11 protein-coding genes are annotated in these 12,322 nt (G+C 47.8%); 3 read left to right on the forward strand and 8 right to left on the reverse strand.

Translation table 11 applies throughout. The features are described 5' to 3' along the window. Both ACOJTG_RS16010 and ACOJTG_RS16015 read left to right on the forward strand, forming a co-directional pair. The coding region (locus ACOJTG_RS16010) for an outer membrane beta-barrel protein (RefSeq protein WP_420154747.1) at positions 1–1,301 on the forward strand (1,301 nt) is incomplete at its 5' end. A 25-nt stretch (positions 1,302–1,326) separates the two neighbouring features. After that, positions 1,327–2,088, forward strand: a complete 762-nt coding sequence (locus ACOJTG_RS16015) for a GLPGLI family protein (protein ID WP_420154748.1) — start codon at positions 1,327–1,329, stop codon at positions 2,086–2,088. A 163-nt stretch (positions 2,089–2,251) separates the two neighbouring features. Here the strand turns inward: ACOJTG_RS16015 and ACOJTG_RS16020 are convergent, their stop codons facing one another. The 5 genes from ACOJTG_RS16020 to adhP form a co-directional block, all read right to left on the reverse strand. After that, on the reverse strand, positions 2,252–3,343 hold the full coding sequence (locus ACOJTG_RS16020; protein WP_420154749.1) for an FAD-binding oxidoreductase: 1,092 nt from the start codon (positions 3,341–3,343) through the stop codon (positions 2,252–2,254). Positions 3,344–3,514: 171 nt separating this feature from the next. Further along, positions 3,515–3,724 carry a hypothetical protein gene (locus ACOJTG_RS16025; protein ID WP_420154750.1) on the reverse strand — a complete coding sequence of 70 codons (210 nt, stop codon included), beginning with the start codon at positions 3,722–3,724 and terminating at the stop codon, positions 3,515–3,517. A 173-nt stretch (positions 3,725–3,897) separates the two neighbouring features. Next, the gene (locus ACOJTG_RS16030; RefSeq protein WP_420154751.1) at positions 3,898–4,779 is read right to left on the reverse strand and encodes a dienelactone hydrolase family protein; all 882 of its coding nucleotides are present in this window, start codon (positions 4,777–4,779) and stop codon (positions 3,898–3,900) included. A gap of 197 nt (positions 4,780–4,976) precedes the next feature. Continuing rightward, on the reverse strand, positions 4,977–6,287 hold the full coding sequence (locus tag ACOJTG_RS16035; protein ID WP_420154752.1) for a metallophosphoesterase: 1,311 nt from the start codon (positions 6,285–6,287) through the stop codon (positions 4,977–4,979). Positions 6,288–6,495: 208 nt separating this feature from the next. Further along, entirely contained in the window at positions 6,496–7,530 is a 1,035-nt protein-coding gene (gene adhP, locus ACOJTG_RS16040) for an alcohol dehydrogenase AdhP (protein WP_420154753.1), read from the reverse strand. 256 nt (positions 7,531–7,786) lie between these two features. Here adhP and ACOJTG_RS16045 point away from each other — a divergent pair, with 256 nt between their 5' ends. After that, positions 7,787–8,806: a J domain-containing protein gene (locus ACOJTG_RS16045; RefSeq protein WP_420154754.1), complete on the forward strand. Its 1,020-nt coding sequence runs from the start codon at positions 7,787–7,789 to the stop codon at positions 8,804–8,806. A 49-nt stretch (positions 8,807–8,855) separates the two neighbouring features. Here ACOJTG_RS16045 and ACOJTG_RS16050 read toward each other — a convergent pair whose 3' ends face one another. The 3 genes from ACOJTG_RS16050 to ACOJTG_RS16060 all read right to left on the reverse strand — a co-directional run bounded on the left by ACOJTG_RS16050 (position 8,856) and on the right by ACOJTG_RS16060 (position 12,166). Continuing rightward, on the reverse strand, positions 8,856–10,412 hold the full coding sequence (locus ACOJTG_RS16050) for an Rne/Rng family ribonuclease (protein WP_420154755.1): 1,557 nt from the start codon (positions 10,410–10,412) through the stop codon (positions 8,856–8,858). A gap of 394 nt (positions 10,413–10,806) precedes the next feature. Then, a complete protein-coding gene (locus tag ACOJTG_RS16055) occupies positions 10,807–11,643 on the reverse strand; it encodes a tetratricopeptide repeat protein (RefSeq protein ID WP_420154756.1) in 837 nt (278 codons plus the stop codon). A 199-nt stretch (positions 11,644–11,842) separates the two neighbouring features. After that, on the reverse strand, positions 11,843–12,166 hold the full coding sequence (locus ACOJTG_RS16060; protein WP_255157790.1) for an HU family DNA-binding protein: 324 nt from the start codon (positions 12,164–12,166) through the stop codon (positions 11,843–11,845). Between the last annotated feature and the right edge of the window lie 156 nt (positions 12,167–12,322).

Raw genomic sequence — 12,322 nt, forward strand, 5'->3', positions numbered from 1 at the left:
CACCCCGCCAGCTCAACCTGCTAACGGACAACACCAACCGTCAGAATCAGATCAGGACCAGCTTGTTCTACGCACAGCCCGTGACCAAACGCATTGCCTGGGAAAGCTTTTACAACTTCGGGGTACGGCAGGATAAAGTAGATCGCAATGTATATGACCAGCAGGAAGGTAATCGGCGAAACGATACACTGAGCCGCTACTATACCAACCAGATCATGCACAATCGACTCGGTACGGGCTTTCGTTACAACTACAAAGGTCTCAACATCGGAGCCGGACTGGCAGGTATTCAGATGAACATCGCGGGACGATTTGCAACGGACCAGAACGCGAGTCAGTTCATGAACGTCGATCGATCCTACACGGTGGTTGTACCCGGTGTCAATGTTAACATCGATCTGAAGAACAACCGCTATCTCTACATGGATTATTCCGGTAGCGTGCAGCAGCCTTCGGTTCGTGATCTGCAACCCATTATTGATTATTCCAACCCGCTCTACGTTACGCAGGGAAATCCGGACCTGAAACCTACGGTCAGTCATAACGCGTACGCCGGGTTTCAGTATTTTAACCCCTCGTCCTTCACGCGGTTTTTTGGAAACATCAATTACTCGTACAACGTTAATCAAATCGTCTATAGTCAAACCATTGACTCTTTACTGATTACCCGTACGAAACCCATTAACCTGACGGGTGGACAGAATTACGGGACGTATCTAAACTTTGGTTTTCCACTCAAGAAAAATAAGGCTAACATTGGGGTGAATTCTAATATCAACTTTGGTCGCAGCTATACGCTCATCAATGACATTCAGAACCGTACCAATAACAATCGCTACAACTGGGGATTGAACCTAGAGCTAACCCCGAGCGAAAACTTCACGTTCTACGGAAATGCGAACTGGTCGTATAACCTAGTGAAATACTCGATCAACACGGGACAAAATCAGAATATCTGGAATTCCAGCTACAGCGGACAGATGAACGTGAAAGGCCCCTGGGAGCTGTATTTCAACGCGACCTTCAATTACAACATTTACAAAAACGACCGCTTCGGACTCGATCAAAACATCCCTATTTTGAATATGGCCGTGTATAAATTGTTGGGTAAAAACAAAAAATCAGAGGTTCGCCTGTCGGCCTACGATGTCTTCCGCCGCAACCTCGGAATCAACCAGGGAGCCTCGGGTAACTTCTTTACCCAGACACAGGTACAAACCATTACCCGGTATTTTATGCTCAGTTATACGTACAACATGCGGGGCATCAAAGCCAATCTGCGTCGGAATGGTGGGTTCTAAGTCAAGCACTGTATTCAACGAATCAATGAAAAAGAAAGTCATACAAACCCTGATCCTACTCGTAACGGTACTTCCCCTGGTACAGGCTCAGGACATTGAAGGAATAGTGAATTACGAACGGAAAACGTACTGGACCAAGCTCATCGCCAAACTGCCTTTTCTAAGTCAGGAAGAAAAGGATCGGGCAAAGATGATGTGGGGGAACGACGACGAAGAGAAAACAAAACTAAAACTGGTTTTTACACCCGCTCAGAGTGTATACACCTACGAAGGCGAACAGGGCGAAACCGACGATGGTCGCTGGTCGTGGCGGCAGGACGACTACCTGGTCCAACGGGATTTTGACAAGGAGACTATTACGGAATGGCATGAAATGGGTGGCAAAACCTATGTGATTCAGGATTCACTCAAAATTCCCAAATGGAAAATACTGAATCAGCTCAAAGACGTTGCGGGCCACGTGTGCATGAAAGCAGAGATGGAAGATCCGGCTAACCAGCAGAAAATTGTAGCCTGGTTTGCCGATGACTTACCCGTATCGGCGGGTCCCGAACGGTTGTTTGGCTTACCGGGAGTCATTCTGGAACTGGATTATAATGATGGAGTCACCGTAGTAACGGCTACAAAAATTGACCTGAAGAAAGTAGAGCCGAAGCAACTGGTCTTACCAAAAATGAAAGGAAAGAAAATCAATCTGGCCGAACGCGATCGGATTATCAAAGAGCACATCAAAGACAGTATCAAGGCTCAACGCAATCCCTACTGGGGAATTAAGCCTTGGAATTAGGAGAGTGGACTGTTTTTGAGTTTACCGTTTTCAGTAGACAACTACTAACCAGGCGTTCATACTAAAAAGCCAGCCAGAATAAATCTGGCTGGCTTTTTAGTGAAATGGAGATACAAGAGCAAAGGCTAGCAATTCACTACAAACCGAAGATTGAAAACTTCATTTACTCAATTTCCACGACTACCCCCTCCGTCAGCGGGTGGGCTACGCAGGTGAGTACGAAGCCAGCGTCGATTTCCTGTGGGGAAAGGCCATCTTCTTCGTCCATGAGTACCTTGCCCGATTTGCAACGACCCATGCAGGCCGTACACATCCCCGCCTGGCAGGAGTAGGGCAGATCAATGTCCATTTCCAGTCCTGCTTCCAGAATCGTCTGGTGAGGCTTCACCTCCACTTTATACTCAGCCCCTTCGTAGATGATGGTCACGCTACGGGTTTTGAGTTTACTATCGTCTTCGTCTTCTACGACTTCCCCGTGCGTATCTTTCGAAGGAGCAAAGCTTTCTTTGTGAACCTGATCTTTAGCTACACCCAGAATAGATAAGGCGTTCTGTACCTCTTCCATCATGCCGTCGGGCCCGCAGATGTAGTATTCCGCCGAACGGGCGTTGACACCGAATTCGTCCAATAAACGAATGGCGGCCTGTTGATTAATCCGACCCGTGCGTTCATCCCAGCTTTGGGGCTGGCTCAGTACGTGCACCACTTCCAGGCGAGCGCCGTACTGGTCCTGCAACTGCGAAAGCTGATCACGGAAGATGATCCCCGTTTCCGTGCGACTGCCGTAGAAAAGCGTGACTTTAGACTGAGGCTCGCCGGGCAGGGCCGTTTTGATCATCGACATCAGCGGCGTTACGCCACTACCGGCTCCGAAAAACACCAGATGACGGCCTTTATTGGATTTAAAAAAGCTTAGACCGCCCGTTTTCTGGGCTTGCGGCTCGTACACAAAATGGCCCATCGGCTCCATCACTTCAATCACGTCACCCACTTTCACCTGATCGTTGAGGTAATTAGAGACTAAGCCATTCGGCAGTCGTTTGACCGTGACCGCGATGGAAGCATCTTTAGTAGGCGAGCTGGACATGGAGTACGCCCGACGTAATTTTTTACCTTCGACGGTTACAATCAGCGTTAGAAACTGACCGGCTTTATAGGGAATGGTGGCATGGGGTGGGTGCCAGAAGTGAATCGTAACGGTATCCTCCGTTTCACGAACGACCTCTTTTACCGTTAAATGAAAATATTTGCTCATTGGGAATAATTAACCGTTGGTCGTCAACGCACCTACGGGCATTGACCATGTATGAAAATCAGAGAACGTATCGAGATAATTCTCTGCTGAAAAACGAAAAGCAAAGGTACAGTCGAGAATGAAAAAACCTGTCCTTGTGAGACAGGTTAAACATAGAAAGTACGTTTGCCATTATTTATAACTGGGACAGCCGCAGCCTTTGTCTTTTTTCCGGAACAAACCCCACATGAAACCTTTCTTTTTGCGATACGAACGTCGCTTACGAGCGTGGGCCTGTTCGGTTTGTACCGTGGTGCCTGCGGAAGGGCTTGAAGATGAAGCGGAGGCGTACTCAGGTAACACCATGGCTCCAATCAGTAACGTGAATATCAGCTTTTTCATCGGATCATGTAGTTTACAGGATAGTAACGCAAAGTACGGGCGGTTTAGTTTTCAGTCAGCGGTTTTCTGTTTTCAGAAAGTAGTCTTACGTTGAGCTTATTACTGCGTGAGACTTCGTGGCTTAGTACCTTCGTGGCAAAAATCCTGAACACTGAAAACAGCAAACGATAAACTTACAGCAGCTTCTTTTTCAGATATTCCGACGAATGCTGAAAGGCGTCTTTCGTAGCGGCTTCATCGTAGATCGGGTTGCTGGGATTGGCGAAGGCGTGGTCAGCGTCGTACATCTTCACTTCAATTTTTTTACCGGCCATTTTCATGTTTTTCTCAAACTGCTCTACTACGGTTGGAGGAATGCCTTTGTCTTTCTTACCGAAGAAACCGATCACGTCCGTTTTCAGGGCTTTTAGTTTATCAATATCCTGTTCCGGGCGACCATAGTACATGACGCAACCCACCGCCTGTGAACCTTCCAGCAGGGCGGACTTCAGGGAAAGCATGCCACCAAAGCACCAGCCAATCGATGCAAACTCAGCTTTGGGACCACCGTAGTTAATGCCCGCTTTCATGATCGATTCCAAACGCTCGGGTTTCGCCTGACTCATGTATTTTCCGGCGTCTTCGCGGGTGGTAGCCACGTTACCGTCGTACATATCCAGAGCCAGTACGTTTACCTTGCCGTCGAGCTCATTGTAGTACTTTTCAGCTTCCTGCTTTACGTAATCGTTCAGACCCCACCATTCCTGATAGACCAGGAGGTATTTGTTCGAGGGATTCTTAGCCTTGATAAAAAAGCCATTTGCCGCTTTTCCGTCGGGAGCATCCATCTTGATCATTTCGCCACCGGCCTTGCTAACGAAGGTGAAGGGGAGGGGTTCTACGTGCATGGCCTGAAACTCTTTGGTAGAAGCCATCAACTGCATGGGATCGGGAGCTAGACCTTTGGCCTGATCCTTCGTTTCGTGACAGGCAGCGGTAGCTTCTTCACAGCAGCTTTGACCGTAAGACAGCGTTCCGCTGATAAGCAAACTAAGAGCAAGGAGTATTTTTTTCATAACATTCGGGATTTGAATCGGGTGAACACAGTAGTTAAGGTAAAAACAAGCCTGCGAAAAAGATGTTTCAACCGATAAAAAGTTAAAGCCACGCAGAAAATTTTCTGCGTGGCTTTTTAAGATCCTATCAATAGGAATGGAAGATTCAATCATTGAAGAACTAACAACTAGTACCTAACAACGATGAACTTCGTTTTCTATCCTTTCTTCAATTCAAAAATCGTAATCTCCGGCGGCATCCCGACGCGACCCGGGTAGCCAATGTAGCCGTAACCCCGGTTCACGTATAATTTCTGATCGCCTTCTTCGTATAAACCCGCCCACTGTTTGTAGCGGTACTGAACCGGGCTCCAGCGGAAGTACTTGGTTTCGACGCCAAACTGCATTCCGTGGGTATGGCCAGCAAACTGTACATCAATGTCCGGGAACAACGGACGAACCTGAGCATCCCAGTGGCTCGGATCGTGGGAGAGCAGGAGTTTCACCGGAGCTTCTTCCGTCCCGGCCGCCGCTTTTTTCAGATTTCCGTACTGGGCAAAGCCGCCCGTACCCCAGTTCTGAATCCCAATGATCGCCAGTTTTTCACCACCCATTTCCAGGAAGCGGTGTTCGTCGAGCAAGATATCGTACCCCATCTCGCGGTGGACCCGTTCGAGATCCAGTAGGTTCTGTCGTTTTTCCTGGGCACTGTTCCAGGTTGCGTAGTCACCGTAATCGTGGTTGCCCAGGGTTGAGAAAACGCCCAGCGGAGCTTTCACTTTATTGAACACATCCTTGTAATCTTTTACCTCGATAGCCCGGTCGTTCACTAAATCACCAGTAAAGAAGACCATATCGGGTTTCTCGCGAAGTAGCATTTCAATACCGCCTTTCACCGCCGTTTTATTAAAGAAACTACCCGAGTGAATATCCGAAATCTGGGCGATCCGTAAGCCGTCAAATTGCTTGGGCAAGTTTTTCAGTACCAGCGGTACGCGGCGGATGCGGTAATCGTGGGCTCCCGATACAATGCCATAGGTAAAAGCAATGGCCGGAACCGCGGAAGCGACCAGAGCAGATTTGGCCAGAAACTCTGAACGGGAAATGGTATCCGGATCACGCAGTTGGGCCGTTGGAGCTGGTACGGCCGCATCAGGAGCGTTCGCAACAATGGGCGTATCGACCGTAGACGAAGAGTTAAAATGCGAAATGACCCAACGGAAGGCCCGACTGAGATCGTCAAGCAACAGAAAAGGTACCATGAAGATCTTCCCCAGGTAACCAATCAGAATATAACTAAAGAGAAACCCGCGTAGAATTTTAAACCGGCCCCAGAAATCGCTGCCCAGCGTAGCGGAGAGAGCAAACATGAGTAAGGCAACCACGGGGAAACTCCAGTACAGCAGTCGGGCAAAGCGTTGCCAGCCCGGTGAAGCCTGTTGGGTAGCGGCCTTCACCGCCTGGAAACCGTACCAGTCTACCACCAGGAGGACGGCAAGGGTTATGATCAAAGTGAGACTTCTATTCATGAGGGAAGCGTTAAAACCAAGTTCTGAGGATTGAAACAAGCGTACCAGCGGAGATAGTTCAAATCGGGCTAGTTTTGGGATGAATGGTGAATCCTGAGACTGAAGGGTTTTACGCTAGTGTGCTTCAACTTAACGTAATGAAAAAGGAGCTAAACCTTACGAAAAAGTTTAGCTCCTGGCTACGAAGTGTATGCTTATAAGCCTAGGCTTATGCCGAAGCGATTTCCATTACCATACGCCCTTCGATCGCTCCTTTTTTCATTTGATCGAACACGTCATTAATGGACTCCAAAGGGGTAGTATGTACCGTCGCCCGTACTTTTCCTTCGACGGCAAACTCGATCGCTTCCTGCAAATCTTTACGCGTACCGACGATCGAACCGCGAACGGTGATACGTTTCAAAACGGTTTCAAAAATGGGTAAATCAAAGCTTCCGGGAGGTAAACCGTTTAATGCAATGGTTCCTTTTCTGCGAAGGGCTGCGATGCCCTGCCGGAAGGCAATGGGTGAAACGGCCGTAACCAGCACGCCGTGCATGCCCCCCGCTTCCTTTTGCAGGTATTCACCCGGATCCTGCATTTTTGCATTGACTACTAAATCGGCTCCCAGTCGTTTCGCTAACTCTAACTTGTCGTCTGCGACGTCAATAGCCGCGACGTGCATACCCATGGCTTTCGCATATTGTACGGCTACGTGGCCCAGGCCTCCAATTCCCGAAATAGCCACCCACTCACCGGGTTTGGTTTCGGTTTCTTTTAACCCTTTGTACACGGTTACGCCAGCACAAAGAATGGGAGCCATCTCAATAAAGTTGACATTCGAGGGGAGCTTCCCTACGTATCGGGCATCGGCAATGACGTATTCGGCGTAGCCACCGTCTACACTGTAGCCGCCGTTTTGCTGACTCTCGCAAAGCGTTTCCCAGCCAGTAATACAATGATCGCAGCAACCACAGGCACTATAGAGCCAAGGTATACCAACGGCATCCCCTTCTTTAACGTTGGTAACATCCGGTCCTAAGGCTACAACATACCCAACGCCTTCATGCCCGGGAATGAGCGGTAGTTTGGGTTTCACCGGCCAGTCGCCATCCGCGGCGTGCAAATCAGTGTGACAAACGCCACTAGCGATTACTTTAACTAAGATTTCATTACGACCGGGTCGGCGAACCGGCATTTCTTCAATGGATAGGGGTTTCCCGAATTCACGGACAACCGCCGCTTTCATAGTAAGGGGTAACATAGAAAACGTGTTTAGATAGATGAAAGAATACGAGCGAACGAAAGGATAGATCGTTCTTCAAAGAAAAAGCATAAGCTCTACTCCTTACATCTTCAATCCTATCATAAAAACGAACGATTCTATCAAGGTGAAGCGTGATCCTGCACGATCGGTAAAAGGCCTACGTATTGGACTACGATTTTTAAAGGACACTAGGTAGGCCCTATTCTTTTGGAGTAAACTCTTCCCGTACTTTGCAGCTTAATCAGATTTACGCGTGGAAAAGTTAATACCGACCCCTGGAAAAGCGACGCTATCCGACGTGCAGGAAACGTTTCAGAAGTACCTGCAACGAATCGAGCAGCTACGGCAGGACCTTCAGAATTATGAAAGCTGGGAGGTGATAGCCCGCGAACGGGTGACCCAGGAAATTTTGCCGCTGGAAGAAGCCGTAGTAGACGCTCACGTCCGCCGGGTACATCTTTTCAACGACGCTTATCATTCTAAAGCCTTCAAAAAAGCAGAAAAAGGGGCTTTACAGGATTTTATCATTCAGGAATCGGCGGTACTCATTCGACGATTCGGGCGGGAAGACCTGCGGGCCCTCTACAATGAGCATACGGGCCAGGAAACAAAAGCCGACCAGGACCGTCTCGAAGAACTAAAAGAGCTATTTTCTCAGCAATACGGCATTCGTTTTGAGGGGGTTCACCTCACGACCGAGCCAGAGTTGAGGGCATACGTAGCCGAGCAAATGGCGAAACAGCAGGCCCGTCAGGAGGAGAAACGACAGAAACGAGCGGAGAAAAAGGAAAAACGAAAGCAAAAAAAGGCCGTACAGCTACCCGAAGTCGTACCGACTGAACTCATCCCGCTGCGTAAACTATACATGAATCTGGTGAAACGCCTGCACCCGGATCGCGAGCGTGACGAAGTACAACGGGAGCATAAAACCCGGCTGATGCAGGAGCTTACGGAAGCCTATCAGCAGGGTAACTGGTTTGCTTTGCTGAAATTGCAGAGTGAACAACCCGAGGCTAGTCAGACGGACGATTTTCAGGAAATGGCCGCGTACAATCAGGCTCTGAAAAAGCAGGCTGATCAGTTGCAAAGTCAATTGAACGAAGTACGAAAAAGCGATTTTCAGGTCCGCTTTGTAGCAGAACCCCGGCAGATGGATGCCAAGTTTGCTCAGGAAATTAAACGCCTGAAAGCCACCATTGAGCAATTGCAGGAGGAATTAAAACGTAGCCGAAATCCAGAGCATTTGAAGGATCTGATTCGCAATTATGTATAAAAAACAAAAGGCCGGGATCAAGCGATCCCGGCCTTTTGTTTCTATGCATTTATCCGTGTACCTCAATCGGCTCACCGGATTTATTGTAAAAATGGAATTCGGTAACTCCCAGCGAACTGTCCTGTACCAAATTTACCCAGGTTCGGTATTTCAGCCACCACTTCATTCGGCGAGACGGAAAACCGCTCATAAAGTATGAATAAAGGTAGGGGTGGAGCATAATCCGTAGCCCTTTTTCATTTTGCTTACTGAGTATGTAATCCAGATTTTGTTCAACAATGTCTGAGACTGCAATACTCGCCGTAATCTTTCCCGTTCCACCGCAGGTTGGACAAACTTCCTGAGTCTGAATGTTGAGTTCGGGCCGTACCCGTTGCCGGGTAATCTGCATAAGACCAAATTTAGTGAGGGGCAGAATGGTGAATTTCGAACGATCGAGCTTCATCTCTTCCCGCATCACGTCGTAAATCTGCTTCTTATTCTCGGGCTTTTTCATGTCAATAAAATCAATGACGATGATGCCACCCATATCCCGAAGCCGCAACTGACGGGCAATTTCTTTGGCTGCTTCAATGTTTACATTGACCGCCGTATCTTCCTGGCTTTCTTCCTGATTGGACTTATTACCAGAGTTTACATCAATGACGTGTAAGGCCTCCGTATGGTCGATAATCAGATAGCCGCCGCCCGGTAAACTTACCGAACGCCCGAAAAGCATCTTAAGCTGCTTTTCAATGCCGAAATGTTCGAATACCTTGTTTTTCCCTTGATGGAATTTAACAATATTCTGCTTTTCGGGAGCAATCTGGGTAACATACGAACGAACCTCTTCGTACATGTCCTTATTGTCGAGCGTAATGCTGTCGAAGTTATCGTTCAGCATATCCCGCATAATCGACGTAGCCCGGCTCATCTCACCGATGATTTTATCACGAGGCTTCGCATCCCGGAGGGATTTCATCCCGGCATCCCACTTGGCCAAAAGGCTTCGCAGGTCGAGTTCAATTTCCTCCGATTCTTTTCCTTCGGCAACCGTACGGATAATCACACCGAAGTTAGGCGGTTTGATACCCTGTACGAGCCGATGAAGGCGTTGACGTTCCTGTTTGCTGGTGATCTTTTTGGAAATGTTAATCGAATGTCCAAACGGAACAAGTACCAGAAAACGGCCTGCAATGGAAATGTCGCAGGAAAGTCGAGGACCTTTCGTAGAGATAGGTTCCTTAACAACCTGGACTAAAATAGGGGCATTTTTGGTTAAGACTTTATCAATCTTGCCATGCTTGTCTATTTCAGGCTCCATTTCGAACCCATTCAGCATGCCATCATTCACCCGTTTCGCAATTACATCTTTCGTGTACTTGTTGAGTGAGTTGATGTTATGCCCCAGGTCTAGGTAATGAAGAAAGGCATCTTTCTCGTACCCAATATCTATGAAAGCGGCATTGAGCCCGGTGACCAGTTTTTTGACCGTTCCCAGGTAGATATCGCCCACAGAGAAGTGCTCTTCTGACTCTTCAAAGTGATATTCAACGATTCTTTTGTCCTGCAAAAGAGCGATTCTATCACCTTTGGGAGTCGAATTGATAACTAATTCATTGCTCACAGGTGATGCTCAGAGGGTTTAGAGTAAACCCATAAGAAACGCTTCCAGCGACACGAAAGCGATGCTGACTTAACTTTTCTTATTCATTTACTCGGTTCGAACAGAATTGGGTGAATACACAAAAAGGCTGTAACCCAATCGGGCCAGCCCAAGGAGTGAAAAATGAAAAGTCAAAAAGTGAAAAGTGAAAAAACTGCACTTTTCACCTTTCACTTTCCACTCGATGTTATTTCTTCTTGTGTCTGTTCTTTCTCAGCCGCTTTTTACGTTTGTGAGTAGCGATTTTGTGGCGTTTACGTTTTTTTCCGCAAGGCATAATTGAAAATGAGTTTAAAAGTTGTCGGTCTGCAGGGATCATACGATCACCCAAAAACCAGCAACCGAGTTAAAAAAATTACTTTAACTGCTCCAGGTATTCCCGGACACCCGCCTGAATAGACGGGTCAGTTTCTTTCTTCCGAACCTCTTCCAGCAGAGGTTTGGCTTTTTCTTTTTGGCCCGTTTCAGCGTAGCAGATGCCTAGATAAAACATCGTGCGAGTACTGTTGGGGTGAGTCCGCAGGATTCGTTCGAAACGTCCAACCGCTTTCTCGTACTGGTTGGAACGCATGGAAAGAATGCCCAGGTTGAACAAGGCAGGTTCAAAGTCCGGGTCCTGTTCCAAAAGCTCGCGTAACATGCCGATACCCTGCATGGGGTTCGCCGTGGATACGTAAGTCATGGCCAGGTTGGCTTTTGCCTGCAGCAGGTTCGGATTCTGGTCCAGGGCTTTCTGGTACCAATCCCGCGTTTGCTGACCTAGCGTTGCCGCTTTATCTGAATCAAGGGCAAACGTAAAGGCTTCGTAATACCGATCGCCCGCTTTCAAGTAGCGTTCGACCGTCGGTTGTAGTCCAGCCATTTCTCCGGCGAAATAGGCTGCACTGTCAAACCGGCTCACTTGAGTAAAGAGTTCCGACAATTGCTCGCCGGCCCTAATGCGTTCGCTCGTGGAGTGGTTGGTACTTTCAAAAATCTGACGGGCTCCGTCGATGGCTTTGCGTTGTTCAGCCGGGACGGGGGGCAGATGGGTTTCAGCGGCCGGAGCTGAGGGTTTGGACGCTTCTGACTGCGTTGGTACTTTATTCTCCGTGGCTCGTTTATCATCCTTCACGGCTACTTTCGGCAGACTATACAGCCCGCCAATCGAAGCAACAGCAACAACGATAAGGGTAATAAATGATTTCTTCACAGGAGCAATGATTTTAAAAATTTGAGACTAACGATTAGCGAATACGATTCAGCAGATAGAGAAAGTCACAAATTCAACACTTACCAAAGCAAATCAATTCATTGGGTACTTAAAAAATCTGGACAGGAGGGCAGAAAGAAAGTATAGCATGATTGTTAGCCTTCTTCCTACCCTGCATATCCGGAGCTATACCAGCGGCTTAAACGGCTTGGCTAGCTTTTTCAGAAGTTTTTACTGATTCTGTAAATTCTTTAGCGGGCTTAAAGCTAGGAATGTAGTGCTCGGGGATTTCCATCGTCGTGTTTTTAGAGATGTTCCGTGCTACTTTCTTCGCCCGCTTCTTATTCACGAAGCTGCCGAAACCGCGAACGTATACCGGCTCACCATCCACGAGAGCTTCTTTCACTACGCCAAAGAATGTCTCCAGGCTCTGAGCTACATCAGCTTTGTCAATGCCGGTCTTTTCGGCGATTTTTGCGATCACGTCTGCTTTGGTCACTTGGGTAAACTTTAAAAGGTTTATAATGATTTTTAATTGAGAAAGTGCCTAAGGCTCAAAATTTTAGAGGCACAAAAGTACGGGTTTGAATTCATTTGCAAAACAATTATTCAGAAATGTGGTCAATATTTTTTTTGTAACCGACTCGTATTTAGCGAATTATACCTCTTTTCGTGACGA

This window comes from Siphonobacter sp. (genome assembly GCF_048595215.1).
Lineage (GTDB): Bacteria > Bacteroidota > Bacteroidia > Cytophagales > Spirosomataceae > Siphonobacter.